We start from the raw sequence: 19,104 nt of genomic DNA on the forward strand, positions 1-19,104 counted from the left end.
AGGCCCAGGCGACTGTTTAGCAAAAACACAGGTCTCTGCAAAACCGCAAGGTGAAGTATAGGGGCTGACGCCTGCCCGGTGCTGGAAGGTTAAGAGGAGAGGTCAGCGCAAGCGAAGCTTCGAATTGAAGCCCCAGTAAACGGCGGCCGTAACTATAACGGTCCTAAGGTAGCGAAATTCCTTGTCGGGTAAGTTCCGACCCGCACGAAAGGCGTAACGATCTGGGCACTGTCTCAACGAGAGACTCGGTGAAATTATAATACCTGTGAAGATGCAGGTTACCCGCGACAGGACGGAAAGACCCCGTGGAGCTTTACTGTAACCTGATATTGAATTCCGGTGCAGCCTGTACAGGATAGGTAGGAGCCTTGGATTCCGGAGCGCTAGCTTCGGATGAGGCGTTGGTGGGATACTACCCTGGCTGTATTGGACTTCTAACCCATGCCCCTTATCGGGGCAGGAGACAGTGTCAGGCGGGCAGTTTGACTGGGGCGGTCGCCTCCTAAAGAGTAACGGAGGCGCCCAAAGGTTCCCTCAGAATGGTTGGACATCATTCGTAGAGTGCAAAGGCATAAGGGAGCTTGACTGCGAGACCTACAAGTCGAGCAGGGTCGAAAGACGGGCTTAGTGATCCGGTGGTTCCGCATGGAAGGGCCATCGCTCAACGGATAAAAGCTACCCCGGGGATAACAGGCTTATCTCCCCCAAGAGTCCACATCGACGGGGAGGTTTGGCACCTCGATGTCGGCTCATCGCATCCTGGGGCTGTAGTCGGTCCCAAGGGTTGGGCTGTTCGCCCATTAAAGCGGTACGCGAGCTGGGTTCAGAACGTCGTGAGACAGTTCGGTCCCTATCCGTCGCGGGCGCAGGAAATTTGAGAGGAGCTGTCCTTAGTACGAGAGGACCGGGATGGACATACCTCTGGTGTACCAGTTGTCTTGCCAAAGGCATCGCTGGGTAGCTATGTATGGACGGGATAAATGCTGAAAGCATCTAAGCATGAAGCCCCCCTCGAGATGAGATTTCCCATTACGCAAGTAAGTAAGATCCCTCAAAGAAGATGAGGTTGATAGGTCTGGGGTGGAAGCACGGCGACGTGTGGAGCTGACGGATACTAATCGATCGAGGACTTAACCAATTTTGAAAAGGGCTTGATTACCCTGATTCTGTATAGCACAATGTCTGTTTTATTCAGTTTTGAGCGAATAAGTACCGTTCATAAAAAAAAGTACTTGCAATTAATTAGATGATATGTTATAATAATTATTGTCTTTGAGAAAAGATCATACAAGTCTGGTGACGATTGCGAAGAGGTCACACCCGTTCCCATCCCGAACACGGAAGTTAAGCTCTTCAGCGCCGATGGTAGTTGGGGGTTTCCCCCTGTGAGAGTAGGACGTCGCCGGTCTTGCAACAATTATTACATAGGTTTATGAATAGGACGAACAACTGAAGTTTGTCGCACTTATACCCAGGAGGATTAGCTCAGCTGGGAGAGCACCTGCCTTACAAGCAGGGGGTCGGCGGTTCGAGCCCGTCATCCTCCACCATTTTATTTATAATGAAAACTATTAGCCGGAGTAGCTCAACTGGTAGAGCAACTGACTTGTAATCAGTAGGTTGAGGGTTCAAGTCCTTTCTCCGGCACCACTTTTCGAGCCATTAGCTCAGTTGGTAGAGCATCTGACTTTTAATCAGAGGGTCGCAGGTTCGAATCCTGCATGGCTCACCATTTTTATGACTTAGTGTCATAATTTATATTGCGGGTATGGCGGAACTGGCAGACGCGCTAGACTTAGGATCTAGTGCCTTCGGGCGTGGGGGTTCGACTCCCTTTACCCGCACTTATAATGCGGAAGTAGTTCAGTGGTAGAATACGACCTTGCCAAGGTCGGGGTCGCGGGTTCGAATCCCGTCTTCCGCTCCATATTTTTGCCGGGGTGGCGGAACTGGCAGACGCACAGGACTTAAAATCCTGCGGTAGGTGACTACCGTACCGGTTCGATTCCGGTTCTCGGCATTAATAACTTTTCACTTATATGCGCTCGTAGCTCAATTGGATAGAGCACCTGACTACGGATCAGGAGGTTGTGGATTCGACTTCTGCCGGGCGCACCATTATGTTTTTAAACTTTATAATTCTTCGGGACGTAGCTCAGCTTGGTAGAGCACTTGGTTTGGGACCAAGGGGTCGCAGGTTCGAATCCTGTCTTCCCGACCATTAAGCTTTTTAAGCAGATTCGCCGCTTAAAGAATATACCATTTTAAGTAGATTTGTGCTTTAATAATTGCCAGCTATAATGGGGCCTTAGCTCAGCTGGGAGAGCGCCTGCCTTGCACGCAGGAGGTCAGCGGTTCGATCCCGCTAGGCTCCACCAACACAATTTTCATAAAGATCCTGGCGGCGTAGCTCAGCTGGCTAGAGCGTACGGTTCATACCCGTGAGGTCGGGGGTTCGATCCCCTCTGCCGCCATCTTAAAGGACCTTTAGCTCAGTTGGTTAGAGCAGACGGCTCATAACCGTCCGGTCGCAGGTTCGAGTCCTGCAAGGTCCACCACTATTATATACAGCCATGGAGGTATACCCAAGCCCGGCTGAAGGGATCGGTCTTGAAAACCGACAGGGGAGTCAAATCCCGCGGGGGTTCGAATCCCTCTACCTCCTCCATTTTTAACTAGTGGTGAAATTAAATAGTACTTATATTGTTGTCGCGGGGTGGAGAAGTGGTATCTCGTCGGGCTCATAACCCGAAGGTCACAGGTTCAAATCCTGTCCCCGCAACCAAATGGTCCCGTGGTGTAGCGGTTAACATGCCTGCCTGTCACGCAGGAGATCGCCGGTTCGATCCCGGTCGGGACCGCCATTTTTATTAATACTATAAGGTTTAGAATAAGTTAACGACTTAATGTAAACTAAATACGTGGCTCAGTAGCTCAGTCGGTAGAGCAAAGGACTGAAAATCCTTGTGTCGGCGGTTCGATTCCGTCCTGAGCCACCATTGTTATGCGAGTGTAGTTTAGTGGTAAAACCTCAGCCTTCCAAGCTGATGATGAGGGTTCGATTCCCTTCACTCGCTCCAAAAAGGGCCTATAGCTCAGCTGGTTAGAGCGCACGCCTGATAAGCGTGAGGTCGATGGTTCGAGTCCATTTAGGCCCACCATTCCGCAGTAGCTCAGTGGTAGAGCAATCGGCTGTTAACCGATCGGTCGTAGGTTCGAGTCCTACCTGCGGAGCCATTTATATATGGGGAAGTACTCAAGCGGCTCAAGAGGTGCCCCTGCTAAGGGTATAGATCGCGAAAGCGGTGCGAGGGTTCGAATCCCTCCTTCTCCGCCATATATAATTTGGCCCCTTGGTCAAGCGGTTAAGACACCGCCCTTTCACGGCGGTATCACGGGTTCGAATCCCGTAGGGGTCATACATAAAAGTAGCTTTACAAGTTCTTAATGAACTTGTAAAGCTACTTTTTAATTTGTTTATATATAGTTTTCTAGTTCACTTAAATTCTAACTATATATGTTGAATTAAAGAATCCCATTGAATCTACTGTGGCGCTCAATAAGGAGTGAGTTGTAATTCGGGGTGTGGATTGTAGAACGCTTGACGCTTTGGGGATGCCTTTCACCGTAAGCCTGGATATCGCTTCGCATCCAGTCTCACGGCTTCGGCGACCCCTTTGCCGTACCTGCACTAGTGTGTTCATTATCGAGAGAAATGTGATTTTGAGATGTATATGCCGAGATTATAAGGTGATTACTAGTTGATACTACTTATATTCAAGAAAGACGTACTCCAGGTTGCAGATTTCATCACAGATAATGAAATGCTCTTTCTCATATAGACCATCCAGCGTCGAAGCGATATTGGTAGGAGTTCTGTTTCATTCTTAAATAAAAAAGACAAGACTATGGAGAAGACTTCAGCCGCCAAAATTATATCTTTGGCGGCTTTTATCCAGTTAAGAAGCCCCGCTATTCTTTCGTCCCAAAAAGCTCTAGCATTTCGTGTACTTATGCCTTTGGAGAGCAACGGATGGATAACCACCAAACGATTCCCGAAAAATTTGTAGGGGGCTACGAAGTCGCATCCCTACACATCAAGATATCTCGATAATAGTAAAGAGGTCGTTCTATCTAAAGCAACTCAAAGGCAACTACACACGCAGCGCCTAGTGTTTGATTAAATCATTTACTGGTTACTTTTGGTTAATTAACATACGTGAGCTAAAATATCCTGAAAAGAAACACCATAAGCAATGGCCTATGGTGTTTCTTTTCACTTCTTCTGATCCTCTATATAACTATCTTTTTCATGATAAGGAATATCTCCGAGAGGGGATTCGATTCCTTCATCATCCAGTTCCGCTTCATATTTCTCTGAGGCATCGGACCTGATGAAACCGCGTGACTTTCCATTTATATCGGTTCCTGTGAATTCTTCAAATTCTTCGGTTGCACCATCTGAAATTCCGCTGTCGTATAACGTATTGTAGTCATCGTGATCTCCGCTGAAATCGGAAGGGGTTTCTGATGTTCCAGATTTTGCGATTTCCTGAAAGCTGTCTTCGCCATCCCGGGCCGCTCCGGAAAATGAATTTGGGTTGGCCATGGTAAGCGTATCTTCTTCGACAGGTCGATCATTGGGGATTTCTTGCTCAGTCGCATGGTCGATGCAAAGGGTTGTGTAAGGAACTGCTTCAAGTCGCCCAAATGGTATATCTTTTTGGCACACTTCACATTTCCCATAAGAACCGTTCACCATCGCTTGTAAGGCGCTTTCTACTTTATCTAATTCAGAGCCAGCATGAACGTTTAAAGCCATGTCTTTCTCTCTTTCAAACAGTTCTGTACCCATATCACCGGGATGATTGTCATACATCGACAGCTCGCCGGCAGCTTCTTGTGCACTTTCCTTAATATCTGTTTCTTCTTCTGTTTTTGTTAAGTGATCCTTCATTTCATATAGTTCTTTTTTTAGAGTGGCTTTTTGTTTATCGTTCAACAAGTTTTGTCACGTCCTTTTTAGTAATGGCATTAGTCTGCACATACACACCGTACTTAATAAACAAAAGTACAGATTGTTGACTATCGTTACTTAACTTTCCTTTATTTCGTTCCATCTAAACATATAAATCAGAAAAAGCGTAAAGCTTCGAGTTAAATCGAGGCTTTACGCTTTTTTTTATTAGTTAGAGCAGATGCCCAATGAGTATTCCGATCCCTAATAGTAAGCCGAATAAAGTGTTCGTAACTGCAGTGTTTTTCATCGCAGGCATCACATGTATTGGGATGTGATTTTTTCGGAACACAGTAATCGCTCCAATCGGCTTTTTGACACTAAGAAATACAAGCAGTGCCCATGGAGTAAGATGACCGAAGAGAATCATTGCAATAATCCAGCCATAGGAAATAATGAAAAATAGCATTAGGATTGTAATTGCGTTGTAGCGGCCCACAAGAATAGCGAGTGTTTTTCGTCCGCCTTCCTTATCGCCTTCTAAATCACGTATATTATTTGCTAGCATAATACCTGCGACTAGCAACATACTTGGGATAGATAGCAGAACCGCTTCTGTCGTTACTGTTTCTGTCTGGATATAAAACGCAATAAGGATAAGTAACATTCCCATGACAACACCGGAAAACAGTTCTCCAAATGGCGTGTAGGCGATAGGATACGGTCCTCCAGTATAAAAGTAGCCTACCATCATTGACAGGATCCCGACGACTGCGAGCATCCATGAGGTTTCCATACATATATAGATACCAATAAGGACGGAAATCCCGTAAAGCATAAAGGCAAGATTCAACACGGTTTTTGGTTTTACACCATTACGGACGATTGTACCGCCGATACCAATGGACTGTTCTGTATCAAGTCCTCTTTTAAAATCATAATATTCATTGAACATATTCGTTGCCATTTGGATGAAAACACTCGCGACGAGCATGGCGATGAATAAAGGAAAATGTAATTTTCCGTAAGTTAGTGCAATCATGGTACCGAGAAATACAGGTGCAAAGGCTGCCGTTAGTGTATGTGGACGTGTAAGCTGCCACCAAATACGCCAGCCTTTATCCGCTTTTATTGTCTGTTGCAATTTGGCTCTCTCCCTATCCTTTTAATGACCCTATCTATTGTACTCCAAAATGGGTGGAGTGAACATATGGACTGCTTATTATGTGCTGAAACGACATTGATTCGGTATGATAGACTATAGGTATTGTTTTAAATCAGTCGAATGAATGTACGGAGGGAAAATAATGAATCGGAAGTTGACCGCTACCCGTGAATCTCAATTAAATGTTAGGCAGAATGAGCTGCGTTTTTTTACAGAAACTGTCGATGCGGGGAGAATCTCACCACTTGCGTTTTTTGAAGCAGGAGATTCGTGTTACAAAGATGAACGTTTCTATTGGCAAAATGCAGATAAAACTTTAACGCTTGTTGGTATTGGACATGCTACGGTATTAACAAGTGATGGAACGAATGATCGTTTCACACATATTTCAACAAGTTGGAAAAAATTATGTAGTTCGCTTATTAAAGAAGAAAATGATCGGGAACCTGTTCTTTTTGGAGGTTTCTCGTTTGATCCGAAAAGTGTTAAGCAATCAGAGTGGGATGCATTTCCATCGGCCCATTTCGTTGTACCTTCTTTCCAGTTGTCGATTACGAATGGTAAGACAGAAATTTCCATTAACCTCGTAACAAAAAGCAACGATGGGGCAGAACAGTTTGAGAAGTTAAGGGATGAAAGAGACCGTCTAATTCATATCGCGCAAGTCGAGGAATCCGCTCTGCTTACAAAACCGGAAGTTGTGTCAATAGAGGAACTTTCGAAAGAACATTATCTGGAAACCGTTGCAGATGTCACAAAGAAAATTAACAATGGTGAAGCTGAAAAAGTAGTAATTGCACGTTCGGTTAAACTAAACTTTGCAGATGACGTGCCGGCTGTCACTGCACTTCATCATATATCAAATGAACAGCAGGAAAGTTATCACTTTGGATTGCAAAAAGACGGCCAATTATTTTTTGGTGCTACACCTGAACGTTTAATTGAAATATCAAATGGCCGTGCGTATTCGGCATGTGTTGCGGGTTCCATTAAACGAGGCAAGTCGGCAACTGAAGACCGCGAACTTGGCGATGAACTTCTTGAAGATAGAAAAAATCGAGAAGAGCATCAATATGTCGTTAATATGATTTCACAAGTGTTTAAGACATTTTGCACAGACATCAAAATTTCGAAAGTACCGAAACTGATGAAAGTCCGTGATATTCAGCATTTGTTTACGCCAGTTGAAGGAAAAGTTGAACAAGGAACTGATATTTTTAGTTTGGTTCAAGCACTTCACCCGACACCGGCGCTAGGCGGTGTCCCAACTGATATAGCGATGGAAATGATTCGTTCTGAGGAAAACTTGGATCGGGGTTATTATGCTGGACCAATTGGTTGGACAGATACTGCTGGAAATGGTGAATTCGCTGTGGCAATCCGTTCCGCACTTCTTGACGGCAATAGTGCGTACTTATACGCAGGTGGAGGAATTGTGGCAGACTCTGAACCAGATAAAGAATACGATGAAACATGGGTGAAATTCAGACCGGTTATGCGGGCGCTTGGAGGAAAACTGAATGGATAACCGTACAGTTTTGACTGATTATGTTCGTAGAATGACTGCTGCTTTGATGATGGCTGATGTGAAAACGGTAGTTATTAGTCCAGGCTCTCGTTCGACACCACTGGCTTACGCTTTCGCTTCAACAAAAGGCCTTGATGTCTATATGCAAGTCGATGAACGATCGGCTGCCTACTTTGCATTAGGTTTGGCGAAGGCATCCGGTAATCCTGTCGTCCTTCTCTGTACGTCAGGTACTGCAGCATCGAATTATCATCCTGCTATAACAGAAGCGTATTATGCGCGTATTCCTCTTATTGTTATCACGGCTGACCGTCCGCATGAATTAAGGGAAGTCGGTGCGCCACAGGCAATCGATCAAATTCGAATGTATGGTAAGCATGTGAAATATAGTGTAGATTTCCCACTTGCTGAAAACAATCCGGATATCGAAGACTTTATTGATCGCCATATTAGCCGTGCACTGTCAGTTGCGACTACAGCTCCACGCGGACCCGTTCACTTAAATGTGCCGTTCCGGGAACCACTTCTGATCGATTTTAATCGGGAAACGCCGAAAATGACTTTCAAAAAACGATTTAAAAGTGTAGACAGTTTGGATGCATCTACTGCCCAACAAATTTCACAGTTGCTTGCAACGTCGGAAAAAGGCTTCATCATTGCTGGTGAAATGCCGATAGGGTTCGATAAAGCAGCATTTTGGAACTTTGCCAAAGCACTGGAATGGCCAGTATTATGCGATCCGCTATCAAATCTTCGCACGGAAGTACCTGAACAATGCATAGCGCTCTGTATTGATCATTATGATGCGCTATTAAAAAGTGATGCATTCAAAGAGAAAGTCGTACCTGATACTGTCATTCGTTTTGGTGCACAGCCAGTAGCGAAGCCGCTTTCGCTTTACTTGAAAAAAGTAAGACCAGCTACAGTTATAGCGGTGGATGAATCGCCGGAATTTAGGGATTCGCTCGGTGTCGTTACGCATCATATCCAGACTTCATCCGAAACAGTCATGAAAATTATTGTGGATAAACCGAAGACATCTTATACAGAGTGGTGGACGATGGCGAATGAGGCGGCATCAGCGATTACAAATAAGTATGAGGGTGTTGCTGGCGATGAAGGGATATTTGCAAAAACATTATTTGAGCACCTTCCCACAGAGAGCGACCTCGTAAGTGGCAGCAGCATGCCAATCCGTGATGTAGACACGTTCTTCAGGAAGACGGATAAGGATATTACAATTTTTGCGAATCGCGGGACGAATGGTATCGATGGTGTTGTATCGACAGCATTCGGTATCCAGGCGGCAAGAAAGCGTCCAACATGGCTGTTAATTGGCGATTTATCGTTCTTGCATGATGTCAACGGATTAATTGTTACTCGTTTCCACGAGGCAGATTTAACCATTGTCATTATTAATAACGATGGGGGTGGAATATTCTCGTACCTTCCGCAAGCTGATGCAGGTAATCATTTCGAAGAGCTGTTTGGCACACCAACAGGCTTAACATTCGGCCACATTGCTGCGATGTATGATGCGCAGTATGCGGCAATCCACACGCCAGAAGAGTTCGGAATGGAGCTCGATAAAGCGAAGGAAAAACCAGTGCGTATTATCGAAGTGTTCACGAATCGTCAAGCGAATGTGAAAGCGCACCGAGACCTATGGAAGCAAATCACGGACAGGCTTGATCGTAATGAATGAAAAGACTATTCGTATACGTGAAATTAATATGCATGTGGAAATCCAAGGTGGAGAAAATCTACCTGTCATCGTATTTCTACATGGTTTTACGGGGAGCACCACATCATGGCGTGAAATTACAAAGTTGCTAAAAGGTAACTACCAGACAATAGCTGTCGATTTGACGGGACACGGCAAATCGACTATTTCGGAAGACATTGGCCGCTACTCTATGGATCAGCAAGTAGAGGACCTTGAGGAACTGTTTACTGAGCTTTCTCTTGATCAATTCATCTTAGTTGGCTATTCAATGGGGGGACGTATTGCACTGGCTTATACGGTGCGACATCCAATGCGGGTCTCGTCATTGATTCTCGAGAGTTCTTCTCCAGGATTGAAGACGGAAGTGGAAAGAGAAGAACGACAAGCAGCTGACAGGCGGCTGGCAGACAGAATCACAAGGGACGGATTGCCGGCATTCATCGATTTCTGGGGAAATATTCCCTTGTTCGCGTCTCAGAAGACTTTGTCGGAAGAAAAGCAGCTGGCAGTGAGGAATGAACGGCTTAGTCAGAGTGAAATAGGCCTTGCGAACAGCTTACGTGGTATTGGAACAGGTAGCCAAGCTTCTTATTGGAAGAGCCTAGGAACAGTCAATCTTCCGGTTTTGCTCATAACGGGAAAACTCGACACGAAGTTCGTAAATATTTCCCGGGAAATGCAGAGGGATTTCCCTAATGTCCGCCACGAAACGATAGAACATGCTGGACATGCAATTCATGTGGAAAAACCGGCTACATTTGCTACAATGATAGAGGAGCATATTTCAGAGTTGAAAAATCGAGGAGGATCACTATGACACGTCAATGGGAAACGATACGTACATACGAAGACATCAAATACGAACAGTATGGCGGGATTGCAAAAGTAACAATCAACCGTCCGGAAGTGCGCAATGCATTCCGTCCTAAAACGGTATCGGAGTTAATCGACGCATTTTCACGCGCACGGGACGACCAAAGCATTGGAGTCATCGTCTTAACAGGCGAAGGCGAGAAAGCATTCTGTTCAGGCGGAGACCAATCCGTACGAGGGCATGGCGGTTATGTAGGAGACGACGAAATTCCACGTCTCAACGTCTTGGACTTACAGCGTCTAATCCGTGTTATTCCAAAACCGGTTGTGGCAATGGTTGCAGGATATGCAATCGGCGGCGGACATGTTCTTCATGTCGTTTGTGATTTGACGATTGCAGCAGAAAATGCAGTTTTCGGACAAACAGGACCTAAAGTTGGTTCATTCGACGCAGGTTACGGTTCGGGCTACTTGGCACGAATCATTGGCCATAAAAAAGCGCGCGAAATCTGGTTCCTTTGCCGTCAATACAACGCACAGGAAGCACTCGACATGGGTCTAGTCAATACAGTAGTTCCTTATGAACAACTGGAAGACGAGACGGTCCAATGGTGTGAAGAGATGCTTGGCATGAGCCCTACTGCACTTCGTTTCGTGAAAGCGGCAATGAATGCGGATACGGACGGACTTGCTGGTCTTCAACAATTGGCTGGCGACGCAACACTTCTTTATTACACAACAGACGAAGCGAAAGAAGGCCGCGATGCGTTCAAAGAAAAACGCAAACCGGATTTCGGACAATTCCCACGTTTTCCTTGATTAAAGAAAAGCGTAAGGCGCCGTTTAGCCCCGACAAGCGCTGGAAGTCTTGAAGATAAAGGCGTACTTTGCCTTTTCAGCAAGACTGAAGCGACTCAAGGGGCTGGCGCCTGAAGCCTAGACAGTAATCAAACTGGATAAAAACTAAGAAAGCTGCCTCTAATCGGGCAGCTTTTTCTGAATGGATGGTGATGGCATGATTCCAAATTGGTTAATGCAACGGGCTTATTTAACGCCTGATAAAATAGCTTTATCGTTCGAAGAGGAAAAGTGGACATTCGCACAGTTAAAAGATGATGCTGTGGTTCTTGCACGAAAATTGAGGGCTAACAGTTTAAATGAAGGGGAACGGATCGCCTTGCTTGGGTCCTCCAATTCTGAAATGGTAGTCATCATTCATGCATGTATGCTGGCCGGCCTTGAGATTGTTATGCTAAACAGTCGGTTGTCGAAAAAAGAAATCGCATATCAATTGGATGATTCAGGCGCCAATACGGTAATTGTGTCGAATGAACTGAGTAGTGTTGTTGCCGATACGCCGGTACGTCAGCTACTATTTTCTACGATCAAAGAAAGTGCGGAACAGGCTTTTGTCATCCAGGAAAGTTGGCAATCAGACAGAACCATTACGATTATGTATACATCGGGCACGACAGGATTTCCGAAGGGGGTCCGTCAGACTGCAGGTAATCACGTCTCGAGTGCACTGTCGTCTGTTCTAAATTTAGGGCTTGATGAAGACGATGTCTGGCTCTGTGCGATGCCTTTATTTCATATTAGCGGGTTCTCGATTCTCGTTCGTTCTGTTCTATACGGAAATGAGGTTCAGTTGCATGAGAAGTTTGATGCGGTCAAGTCGGCGATTGCGGTAAGAGATGGGTCCGTCACACGGATGTCTGTTGTATCTCTTACATTGGATAAAGTTCTGCGTGAACTGGAAAAGGATAATAGTGTCGCACATTCATCATTTAAATCAATGCTGGCAGGTGGTGGCCCCGTTCCAATCGATTATTTGAAGCGGGCAAAAGTACTTGAAGTTCCTGTTCTCCAAACGTACGGCATGACAGAAACTAGTTCGCAAACAGCGACCTTAGCAGCAAGTGATGCAATGAGGAAAATGGGTTCAGCAGGCAAACCATTGTTTTTCAATCAAATCAAAATCAAAGATACAGAAACGCCAGGTGAAAAAGGTGAAGTATTTATACGCGGTTCACATGTGACACCTGGATATATTGGTCGTTTTTCCGAAGTGGATCCATTGGAAAATGGCTGGCTTCCAACAGGTGATATCGGTTATCTTGATTCGGAAGGTTATTTGTATATCGTCGATAGAAGATCCGACTTAATCATTTCAGGAGGAGAAAATATTTACCCTGCTGAAATTGAAAATGTACTGATAGCGCATCCGAATATTCGAGAGGTAGGCGTTTGCGGGAAAGAACATTCCGAGTGGGGAAGTGTCCCAGTTGCGTTTGTCGTAGTGTCAGGAAATGTGAAAGAAGCTGATTTGATAGCGTATTGTGAAGAGCGATTGGCGCGTTACAAAGTACCGAAATCATTCCGCTTCGTAGATGAACTGCCGCGTAACGGGTCAAATAAGTTATTGCGTCGAAAATTGAAAGAGTCAGTGGATTTGGAGTAAGGTTGAAGTCGAAATTAAAGTCAAACTGTCACGGCAACTCATCAATCTGTAAGGACAATTGCTTGAACTGTCCTGGCAACAGATTAAACTGTGAGGGCAACTTTGGACTTTCATGGTAAGTCATCAATCTGTAAGGGCAATTGCTTGAACTGTCCTGGCAACAGATTAAACTGTGAGGGCAACTCTGGACTGTCATGGCAACTCCTCAAACTGTAAGGGCAATTGCTTGAACTGTCCTGGCAACAGATTAAACTGTGAGGGCAACTTTGGACTGTCACGGCAAGTCATCAATCTGTAAGGGCAGTTGCGTTAACTGTCCTGGCAACAGATTAAATTGTGAGGTCAACTCTGGACTGTCATGGCAAGTCATCAATCTGTAAGGGCAATTGCGCTAACTGTCATGTCAAATGATTAAACTGTAAGGGCAACTCCAAACTGTCACAGCAAAAACAAAAAGGCTGTTCCATATACCAGATTAAATCTGGTATACGGGACAACCTTTCTTCATTTACTTTCCACTTAACGCTTTCTTCAGCGTTTCAATGTTTTGTTCCATCAAAGAAAAATAGTCTTCGTTGTTTTTTACATCATCCACTGTCAATACGCCAAGATTGTGGAGCATGAGTGATTCAGCACCAATTTCTTTCCGCACGACATTAGTTAGTTTAGATGATACATTCTGTTCAAAAAGTACATAGTGGATGTTGTGATTTTTTGCCTCTTTGACAATTTTCGCTAATTGCTTTTGTGACGGCTCGCTTTGTGAGTTCAGTCCCGCAATCGCGACTTGTTCCAGGCCATATGAATCGGCTAGATAACCAAATGATGCATGTGAAACAAAGAACGTTTTGGAAGGGACAGTGGAAGAAATCTCTTTGAATTTGCTATCGAGTTCGACAAGTTCTACTTTCAGTTGTTCAAAGTTCTTCTCGAATTCGTCTTTCATTTCAGGTTTTGATGCAATCAAAGCATCTTTGATAGAAGTTGCAAGTTCGACACTAAGCAGTGGTGAGATCCATACATGGGGATCAATTCCCCCATGATCATGACCTTCGTGTCCATGTTCATCATGTTCAGCATCTTCGTCGTGACCTTCATCACTATGACCTTCGTCTAGCATCTCATCAGGAATTGCCTCTGCTGTTGCAACCATTTTTACATGTTCGTTTTTCATGGTTTTTTCTGCATTTTCCACAAAACCTTCAAGGCCAAGTCCTATATAGAAAAACAAATCCGAGTCCGCGAGTCCCATCATATCTTTTTGTGTAGGATCAAAAGTATGTTCATCCGCGCCAGCAGGATAGATGGATTTCACATCGACGTAGTCGCCGCCGATTCGTTCTGTAAAGTATTGAAGCGGGTATACTGTTGTATAAATAGACAATTTCTCTGTCCCAGTTTCCGAGTTTTCTGTGGATTTAGCGCCACAAGCACTAAGTAGCATAATTGTTAGTAATGACATGATGAAAAAAAGTTTCTTATTCATTAGATATATCCTCCGTATTATTAATAGTAATCATTCCGATTTGTGTAACTGACTTTTTTATCATACAAGAGTGTTTCTAATTTGGCAACTAAATAAGCGAATTTCTTTTAATCGAAAAAAACGGCTCGACAATTATGTCAAACCGTTCTATCTAAAAAGATCACTTTTTATGCATATCATTGTCTGGTACAGGATCAAATCCACCCTCGTGGAACGGATGGCATTTTGAAATTCGACGTACCGCAAGCCATGAACCTTTTAGTGCTCCATGCTTTTCGACTGCCTCAATCCCATAGTGAGAACAAGTGGGATAGAAACGGCATGAAGGTGGTGTAAGGGGTGAAATTACTTTTTGATATAGTTTAATAAAGCCAATTAAAATCTTTTTCATTTAAAAAACTCCTTATTAATGCCTCGATGTTTATTGTAGATGCTTCGGTGGTAAATTAACAGAGAGATGAATTATATTTAACAATAAGGGGAGAGATTTATATGTCGAAAGAACTTATTAATGAATTGAATGTCCAAGTTTCTACATGGTCGGTTATGTATGCGAAGCTCCATAACTATCACTGGTATGTTAAAGGTCATCATTTCTTCACGTTACATGTAAAGTTTGAAGAACTTTATAATGAAGCGACGTTACATATGGATGAAATCGCAGAACGTATTTTGACACTTGGCGGAGATCCTGTAGCGACGCTGAAAGAACATCTTGAACAATCTGTTGTGAAAGAAGCAACGGGGGATGAAAAAGAAGACAGCATGGTGAAAACTGTCGTAAATGATTTCGGTGAAATTATGAAATCGTTGAAAAAAGGCATGCAGCTGGCTGCGAAAGATGGCGACGATATGACGGAAGATTTGTTGAACGCGACATATCAAAGTATCGAAAAACATCAATGGATGCTGAATGCATTCCTGGGTGAAGATAACAAGTAATCATTTTTCATTAAAAATACTAGAAAAATGCCGATAATAAGCTTGTGGAAGGAGTGATGGCAAATGGATATGAGCTCCATCATGGCAAGTCAATTGAGAAGTTTGCAATCGACTGTTCAGTTGAGTGTGTTAAATAATGCACTTGCAATGAATACTGCAGCGGCAACAGATATGTTGAAAAGTTTATCTAATCAGTCTGTTGCAGCCCATCCTCATAAGGGAGCTTCGGTTGACGTACAAGCGTAAATTGCGGTAAAGCATGTATCTCCAGTAAAAGGGGATGCATGCTTTTTTCATACTAAGCCATGCTAAAAAGAAAAAAGGATGGTGTAGCATGGAGAAATACAAAATGTACGTTTCTGTCGTAAATCAGCAAGTATACCATTACCCAGATGATTCACCGTGGGAATATGAGGTTAATGTAGAAAGTCAGTATGTTCCTGTTTTTCATCGGTTATTTAGTCAGATAGATGAACTCGAATTCCGAAACTTCCTTAGGTCACATTTACCGTTTTTGCCCTATCATTATGGTCGGAACAATTTCAACGTCGATCAACGTACGATGAAGATCTATGCGCTCATTCATGAATTTACAGATGATAAGTCGAAGATATTTATCGAAAAGCTTCCGTATTTTCGTTGAAAGGATTGCTGTCCTTCGCTACACTGGTTGAAAGGACGTGAGTGCAATGCTTATTTTCAATGATGTTAATGGTGGTCGTGTTGAGCTGACTTTCGGAGAAAACCAATTTGGAATGCCAGCTCGGCATGTCCTTGTTATCCTCAAGCATAATGGTAAATGGTTACTGACTCGGCATTTAGTTCGAGGCGTTGAGTTTCCAGGTGGTAAAGCAGAGCATGGAGAAACGATTGAGGAGGCAGTTATACGCGAAACGATTGAAGAAACAGGTGTGAAAATTACGGATCTTGTGCAATTTGCAGAGTATGTCGTTCGAAGTAATAGTACATTTTGCAAAGCTGTATTCACAGGGAAAGTTGCGGAAATCGATGAGCATCCAGCCCTTTACGAAACAGAAGGAGCTATGTGGATGACTAATGAAGAGCTTGGCCAATGTGAAGAATTGAGTTTCCTTATGAAAAACACAGGCATGGAAACATTAAGAAAGTGGGTGGAAGAGCATGAGTCATGATGGTACGATTATTCATAGAAGGCCCTATCCGTCTCCAAATCCACATGTTTCGCTTGAAGAAATTACATATTTTTCAGATGGGTTAAAAGTGAAGGGACTCATGGCAGAACCAATTACAGAAGGGAACTACGAAGGCATCATCTATTTGCGAGGGGGCATGCAGCATATCGGTATGGTTCGTCCTGCCCGAATTGCACAGTTTGCTTCGCAAGGATTTGTTGTCTTCGCTCCTTATTATCGGGGGAACCGTGGAGGCGAGGGACGGGATGAGTTTGCTGGGGCCGATCGTCAGGATGCGGTGAATGCCGTTGATGTGCTGAAGCAAAATCCGAAGACAAACGTGGAAAAAATTCACTTGTTTGCATTTTCACGGGGCGGTATAATGGCTCTTTGGACAGCAATTTTACGTGAAGATATTACGTCGGTAGTTACATGGTCTGGCGTATCCGATATCGTATTTACATATAAAGAACGGAAAGATATGCGGCGGATGATGAAAAGAGTTATCGGCGGGACACCGAATAACATGCCGGATGAATACAGAAACCGTACGGCGCTGTTCCGCGTGGATGAAATTGATGCTCCCGTACTCATCATTCATGGCATGATCGACGAGAACGTGTCATTTCAACAAGCAGTTTTGCTTGAAAACGCACTGCGTGAACATAAAAAAGTATATGAGACATGGTATTTCCCTGAATATACACACTTCATACCGCCTGTCATGAATGCACAACTTGTACGCGATTTATGTAGTTGGATGAGAAGACAAGAAAAATGAGTGGTTTTTTGAATAAAATGAAGTTGCAATTAGAAGTACGGGTTTGCAATTAAAACGCCAAAGTTGCAATTAGACGAAATAAGTTGCAGTTAAAACTCCATTTTTACAATTACAAATCCAAGGTACAAAAAAACAGTGTAGCACATTCAATGTGCTACACTGTTTAATTTGAAAATTATGCAATCGGTCCGCCTTTAAGCGTAATCTCTTCAGAAACCATACCGAATTTTTTAAAGTTTTCATGGAACATGTTTGCCAATTCATTTGCTTTTACATCGTATGCTTCGCCGTCTGCCCATGCATTGCGCGGGTTCAACACTTCTGTTGGAACACCATCAATGAATGTAGGCATTTCGAGGCCGAATACGCCGTTAGTTTCTGTTTCAATGTTGTTCAATTCTCCAGCAAGAGCTGCCTGTACCATAGTGCGTGTGTATTTAAGATCCATACGCTTACCAACGCCGTAGACACCGCCAGTCCAGCCTGTGTTAACAAGGAATACTTGTGCATCATGTTCATCAATTTTCTTCCCAAGCATTTCAGCGTATACTGTCGCTGGAAGTGGAAGGAAAGGTGAACCGAAGCACGTTGAGAACGTTGCTTCAGGTGATGTGATACCACGCTCAGTTCCGGCAAGCTTCGAAGTGAACCCGCTTAGGAAGTGATACATTGCTTGTTCTTTTGTTAACTTCGAGATTGGAGGTAGTACGCCAAACGCATCTGCCGTTAAGAATACAATCGTTTTCGGATGACCAGCAACAGAAGGGTCAACGATGTTATCAATTGCTTGGATAGGATAAGCTGCACGCGTGTTTTCAGTTAATGAACCATCATCGTAGTCAGGAATGCGTGTTTCCGGATCGACGACAACGTTTTCTAGTACGGAACCAAAACGAATTGCACCAAAAATTTCAGGTTCTTTTTCTTGTGATAAATTAATACATTTTGCATAGCAACCGCCTTCGATATTGAAGACACCAGTGTCAGACCAGCCATGCTCGTCATCGCCGATTAATTTACGGTTTGCATCTGCCGAAAGTGTTGTTTTACCTGTTCCAGAAAGACCGAAGAATAGGGCAACATCGCCGTCTTCACCAACGTTTGCTGAACAGTGCATTGGCATAATTCCATTTTCTGGTAGTAAGTAGTTCATGATTGAGAAGATTGATTTTTTCATTTCGCCAGCGTATTCAGTTCCACCGATAAGAACAATACGTTTTTCCATTGATACGATAATGAATGTCTCTGAATTCGTACCATCGACCACAGGATCAGCTTTAAATGAAGGAGCCGAAACGATTGTGAATTGTGATTCATGTTGTACTAGTTCTTCTTCAGTTGGGCGGATGAACAAGTTGTGAACAAACAGGTTATGCCAAGCAAATTCATTCACAACTTGAATGGATAGTCGTGAAGCTGGATCTGCGCCTGCAAAACCTTTGAAGACGAACAGTTCGTCTTTTGTTCTCAAATGAGTGATTACTTTATTATATAATGAATCGAAAATTTCAGAAGAGATTGGACGATTGACGTTGCCCCAATCGATTTTGTCTTTGGAGGACGCTTCCTCAACAATGTATTTGTCCTTAGGTGAACGACCTGTATATTTGCCTGTCTGAGCTGTAACCGCTCCGTCTGATGTCAATTGAGCTTCACCACGTGAAATCGCTTTTTCAACAAGTTGTGGAACTGAAAGTTGAACTTTTACATTTTTCCCAGAAAGAAGTTTGTTGAGGTCATCACTAATTTTCGCAGATATCATAAGTATGTACCGTCCTTTGCATATAGTCCCAATCAATTGGGTGTCATCACATTATTGAATTAGTATAACACATTAAGAATAATAATCTATACTAATTCAAACCTCAAGGATTTATACGCAAAATGGGTAAAAAGATTTGACATGCAACAAGATTTTTCGTAGCATATATAGTTGAACGGATACTCTTATCCCGAGCTGGTGGAGGGGTCAGGCCCTATGAAACCCGGCAACCTGCACAGACGTTTTGTCTGCGCGAAGGTGCCAAACCTGTAGCAAGGCACAGTCCTTGTATGATAAGAGTGAAAGGTGCTTATGAAATCATGCCTTTCCTC

General features: G+C 43.7%; 15 protein-coding genes, 20 tRNA genes, 2 rRNA genes and 1 riboswitch (1 of these 38 running past the window's edge). Of the genes, 32 read left to right on the forward strand and 5 right to left on the reverse strand.

Annotated elements, in window-relative coordinates; all coding sequences use genetic code 11:
• From MKX62_RS13080 to MKX62_RS13185, 22 genes are all read left to right on the forward strand, one after another.
• Nucleotides 1-1,138, forward strand: a 23S ribosomal RNA gene (locus MKX62_RS13080); it begins 1,794 nt to the left of the window's first position.
• Nucleotides 1,139-1,292: 154 nt separating this feature from the next.
• Nucleotides 1,293-1,408: ribosomal RNA gene (gene rrf / locus MKX62_RS13085) — 5S ribosomal RNA — on the forward strand.
• A 66-nt stretch (nucleotides 1,409-1,474) separates the two neighbouring features.
• Nucleotides 1,475-1,550, forward strand: a tRNA-Val gene (locus tag MKX62_RS13090).
• Nucleotides 1,551-1,574: 24 nt separating this feature from the next.
• Nucleotides 1,575-1,650: transfer RNA gene (locus MKX62_RS13095), tRNA-Thr, on the forward strand.
• A gap of 6 nt (nucleotides 1,651-1,656) precedes the next feature.
• A tRNA-Lys gene (locus tag MKX62_RS13100) sits at nucleotides 1,657-1,732 on the forward strand.
• Between the two features lie 30 nt (nucleotides 1,733-1,762).
• Nucleotides 1,763-1,844, forward strand: a tRNA-Leu gene (locus MKX62_RS13105).
• An 8-nt stretch (nucleotides 1,845-1,852) separates the two neighbouring features.
• Nucleotides 1,853-1,927, forward strand: a tRNA-Gly gene (locus MKX62_RS13110).
• Between the two features lie 7 nt (nucleotides 1,928-1,934).
• A tRNA-Leu gene (locus MKX62_RS13115) sits at nucleotides 1,935-2,020 on the forward strand.
• A gap of 21 nt (nucleotides 2,021-2,041) precedes the next feature.
• Nucleotides 2,042-2,118, forward strand: a tRNA-Arg gene (locus MKX62_RS13120).
• Nucleotides 2,119-2,144: 26 nt separating this feature from the next.
• Nucleotides 2,145-2,221, forward strand: a tRNA-Pro gene (locus tag MKX62_RS13125).
• Between the two features lie 81 nt (nucleotides 2,222-2,302).
• Nucleotides 2,303-2,378 (forward strand) — tRNA-Ala (locus tag MKX62_RS13130).
• 22 nt (nucleotides 2,379-2,400) lie between these two features.
• Nucleotides 2,401-2,474 (forward strand) — tRNA-Met (locus MKX62_RS13135).
• A gap of 7 nt (nucleotides 2,475-2,481) precedes the next feature.
• Nucleotides 2,482-2,558, forward strand: a tRNA-Ile gene (locus tag MKX62_RS13140).
• A 17-nt stretch (nucleotides 2,559-2,575) separates the two neighbouring features.
• Nucleotides 2,576-2,668 (forward strand) — tRNA-Ser (locus MKX62_RS13145).
• Nucleotides 2,669-2,710: 42 nt separating this feature from the next.
• Nucleotides 2,711-2,785: transfer RNA gene (locus tag MKX62_RS13150), tRNA-Met, on the forward strand.
• A gap of 3 nt (nucleotides 2,786-2,788) precedes the next feature.
• Nucleotides 2,789-2,864: transfer RNA gene (locus MKX62_RS13155), tRNA-Asp, on the forward strand.
• A 59-nt stretch (nucleotides 2,865-2,923) separates the two neighbouring features.
• Nucleotides 2,924-2,999, forward strand: a tRNA-Phe gene (locus MKX62_RS13160).
• Nucleotides 3,000-3,006: 7 nt separating this feature from the next.
• A tRNA-Gly gene (locus tag MKX62_RS13165) sits at nucleotides 3,007-3,080 on the forward strand.
• Nucleotides 3,081-3,084: 4 nt separating this feature from the next.
• Nucleotides 3,085-3,161 (forward strand) — tRNA-Ile (locus MKX62_RS13170).
• Nucleotide 3,162: 1 nt separating this feature from the next.
• Nucleotides 3,163-3,237 (forward strand) — tRNA-Asn (locus MKX62_RS13175).
• A 9-nt stretch (nucleotides 3,238-3,246) separates the two neighbouring features.
• A tRNA-Ser gene (locus MKX62_RS13180) sits at nucleotides 3,247-3,337 on the forward strand.
• Between the two features lie 10 nt (nucleotides 3,338-3,347).
• Nucleotides 3,348-3,419, forward strand: a tRNA-Glu gene (locus MKX62_RS13185).
• 857 nt (nucleotides 3,420-4,276) lie between these two features.
• Here MKX62_RS13185 and MKX62_RS13190 read toward each other — a convergent pair.
• Complete coding sequence (locus MKX62_RS13190) at nucleotides 4,277-5,005, reverse strand: TraR/DksA C4-type zinc finger protein (RefSeq protein WP_187046933.1); 729 nt, start codon at nucleotides 5,003-5,005, stop codon at nucleotides 4,277-4,279.
• Nucleotides 5,006-5,189: 184 nt separating this feature from the next.
• Nucleotides 5,190-6,101: a 1,4-dihydroxy-2-naphthoate polyprenyltransferase gene (locus tag MKX62_RS13195; protein WP_187046934.1), complete on the reverse strand. Its 912-nt coding sequence runs from the start codon at nucleotides 6,099-6,101 to the stop codon at nucleotides 5,190-5,192.
• Nucleotides 6,102-6,264: 163 nt separating this feature from the next.
• Here MKX62_RS13195 and MKX62_RS13200 point away from each other — a divergent pair, with 163 nt between their 5' ends.
• The 5 genes from MKX62_RS13200 to MKX62_RS13220 all read left to right on the forward strand — a co-directional run bounded on the left by MKX62_RS13200 (nucleotide 6,265) and on the right by MKX62_RS13220 (nucleotide 12,650).
• Nucleotides 6,265-7,650, forward strand: coding sequence for an isochorismate synthase (locus MKX62_RS13200; protein ID WP_187046935.1), 1,386 nt, complete (start codon nucleotides 6,265-6,267; stop codon nucleotides 7,648-7,650).
• Nucleotides 7,643-9,355 carry a 2-succinyl-5-enolpyruvyl-6-hydroxy-3-cyclohexene-1-carboxylic-acid synthase gene (menD, locus tag MKX62_RS13205; RefSeq protein WP_067206486.1) on the forward strand — a complete coding sequence of 571 codons (1,713 nt, stop codon included), beginning with the start codon at nucleotides 7,643-7,645 and terminating at the stop codon, nucleotides 9,353-9,355. The genes MKX62_RS13200 and menD overlap by 8 nt, the downstream gene beginning before the upstream one ends.
• Complete coding sequence (gene menH, locus MKX62_RS13210) at nucleotides 9,348-10,193, forward strand: 2-succinyl-6-hydroxy-2,4-cyclohexadiene-1-carboxylate synthase (RefSeq protein ID WP_340741600.1); 846 nt, start codon at nucleotides 9,348-9,350, stop codon at nucleotides 10,191-10,193. Before menD ends, menH begins: the two co-directional genes overlap by 8 nt.
• The gene (menB, locus tag MKX62_RS13215) at nucleotides 10,190-11,008 is read left to right on the forward strand and encodes a 1,4-dihydroxy-2-naphthoyl-CoA synthase (protein ID WP_067206491.1); all 819 of its coding nucleotides are present in this window, start codon (nucleotides 10,190-10,192) and stop codon (nucleotides 11,006-11,008) included. Before menH ends, menB begins: the two co-directional genes overlap by 4 nt.
• Nucleotides 11,009-11,204: 196 nt before the next feature.
• The gene (locus tag MKX62_RS13220) at nucleotides 11,205-12,650 is read left to right on the forward strand and encodes an o-succinylbenzoate--CoA ligase (RefSeq protein ID WP_340741601.1); all 1,446 of its coding nucleotides are present in this window, start codon (nucleotides 11,205-11,207) and stop codon (nucleotides 12,648-12,650) included.
• Between the two features lie 508 nt (nucleotides 12,651-13,158).
• On the opposite strand, the gene MKX62_RS13225 is transcribed toward MKX62_RS13220, so the two are convergent.
• The gene (locus tag MKX62_RS13225; RefSeq protein ID WP_340741602.1) at nucleotides 13,159-14,136 is read right to left on the reverse strand and encodes a metal ABC transporter solute-binding protein, Zn/Mn family; all 978 of its coding nucleotides are present in this window, start codon (nucleotides 14,134-14,136) and stop codon (nucleotides 13,159-13,161) included.
• A gap of 160 nt (nucleotides 14,137-14,296) precedes the next feature.
• Nucleotides 14,297-14,527 carry a membrane protein insertion efficiency factor YidD gene (gene yidD / locus MKX62_RS13230; protein ID WP_067206498.1) on the reverse strand — a complete coding sequence of 77 codons (231 nt, stop codon included), beginning with the start codon at nucleotides 14,525-14,527 and terminating at the stop codon, nucleotides 14,297-14,299.
• A 101-nt stretch (nucleotides 14,528-14,628) separates the two neighbouring features.
• Between yidD and MKX62_RS13235 the strand changes: the two genes are divergently transcribed.
• The 5 genes from MKX62_RS13235 (at nucleotide 14,629) to MKX62_RS13255 (ending at nucleotide 17,010) form a co-directional block, all read left to right on the forward strand.
• Entirely contained in the window at nucleotides 14,629-15,078 is a 450-nt protein-coding gene (locus MKX62_RS13235) for a Dps family protein (RefSeq protein WP_067206501.1), read from the forward strand.
• Nucleotides 15,079-15,141: 63 nt separating this feature from the next.
• Nucleotides 15,142-15,324 (forward strand): putative motility protein, encoded by a 183-nt coding sequence (locus MKX62_RS13240; protein ID WP_067206503.1) that lies wholly within the window; start codon nucleotides 15,142-15,144, stop codon nucleotides 15,322-15,324.
• An 88-nt stretch (nucleotides 15,325-15,412) separates the two neighbouring features.
• A complete protein-coding gene (locus MKX62_RS13245; protein WP_340741603.1) occupies nucleotides 15,413-15,721 on the forward strand; it encodes a transposase in 309 nt (102 codons plus the stop codon).
• A gap of 46 nt (nucleotides 15,722-15,767) precedes the next feature.
• Nucleotides 15,768-16,229 carry an NUDIX domain-containing protein gene (locus MKX62_RS13250; RefSeq protein ID WP_340741604.1) on the forward strand — a complete coding sequence of 154 codons (462 nt, stop codon included), beginning with the start codon at nucleotides 15,768-15,770 and terminating at the stop codon, nucleotides 16,227-16,229.
• Nucleotides 16,219-17,010, forward strand: a complete 792-nt coding sequence (locus MKX62_RS13255; protein WP_340741605.1) for an alpha/beta hydrolase family protein — start codon at nucleotides 16,219-16,221, stop codon at nucleotides 17,008-17,010. The genes MKX62_RS13250 and MKX62_RS13255 overlap by 11 nt, the downstream gene beginning before the upstream one ends.
• Before the next feature lie 175 nt (nucleotides 17,011-17,185).
• Here MKX62_RS13255 and pckA read toward each other — a convergent pair whose 3' ends face one another.
• The gene (pckA, locus tag MKX62_RS13260; RefSeq protein ID WP_340741606.1) at nucleotides 17,186-18,772 is read right to left on the reverse strand and encodes a phosphoenolpyruvate carboxykinase (ATP); all 1,587 of its coding nucleotides are present in this window, start codon (nucleotides 18,770-18,772) and stop codon (nucleotides 17,186-17,188) included.
• A gap of 182 nt (nucleotides 18,773-18,954) precedes the next feature.
• A riboswitch (SAM riboswitch) is annotated at nucleotides 18,955-19,072 on the forward strand.
• The last annotated feature ends 32 nt before the right edge of the window (nucleotides 19,073-19,104 follow it).

The sequence above is a fragment of the Sporosarcina sp. FSL K6-5500 genome, assembly GCF_038005665.1.
GTDB lineage: Bacteria > Bacillota > Bacilli > Bacillales_A > Planococcaceae > Sporosarcina > Sporosarcina psychrophila.

Excerpts from the sequence above, each read along its gene's own strand:
- MKX62_RS13200 (WP_187046935.1), top strand. The coding sequence starts at position 6,265 with ATGAATCGGAAGTTGACCGCTACCCGTGAATCTCAATTAAATGTTAGG.
- menD (WP_067206486.1), top strand. The coding sequence starts at position 7,643 with ATGGATAACCGTACAGTTTTGACTGATTATGTTCGTAGAATGACTGCT.
- menH (WP_340741600.1), top strand. The coding sequence starts at position 9,348 with ATGAATGAAAAGACTATTCGTATACGTGAAATTAATATGCATGTGGAA.
- menB (WP_067206491.1), top strand. The coding sequence starts at position 10,190 with ATGACACGTCAATGGGAAACGATACGTACATACGAAGACATCAAATAC.
- MKX62_RS13220 (WP_340741601.1), top strand. The coding sequence starts at position 11,205 with ATGATTCCAAATTGGTTAATGCAACGGGCTTATTTAACGCCTGATAAA.
- MKX62_RS13225 (WP_340741602.1), bottom strand. The coding sequence starts at position 14,136 with ATGAATAAGAAACTTTTTTTCATCATGTCATTACTAACAATTATGCTA.
- yidD (WP_067206498.1), bottom strand. The coding sequence starts at position 14,527 with ATGAAAAAGATTTTAATTGGCTTTATTAAACTATATCAAAAAGTAATT.
- MKX62_RS13235 (WP_067206501.1), top strand. The coding sequence starts at position 14,629 with ATGTCGAAAGAACTTATTAATGAATTGAATGTCCAAGTTTCTACATGG.
- MKX62_RS13240 (WP_067206503.1), top strand. The coding sequence starts at position 15,142 with ATGGATATGAGCTCCATCATGGCAAGTCAATTGAGAAGTTTGCAATCG.
- MKX62_RS13245 (WP_340741603.1), top strand. The coding sequence starts at position 15,413 with ATGGAGAAATACAAAATGTACGTTTCTGTCGTAAATCAGCAAGTATAC.
- MKX62_RS13250 (WP_340741604.1), top strand. The coding sequence starts at position 15,768 with ATGCTTATTTTCAATGATGTTAATGGTGGTCGTGTTGAGCTGACTTTC.
- MKX62_RS13255 (WP_340741605.1), top strand. The coding sequence starts at position 16,219 with ATGAGTCATGATGGTACGATTATTCATAGAAGGCCCTATCCGTCTCCA.
- pckA (WP_340741606.1), bottom strand. The coding sequence starts at position 18,772 with ATGATATCTGCGAAAATTAGTGATGACCTCAACAAACTTCTTTCTGGG.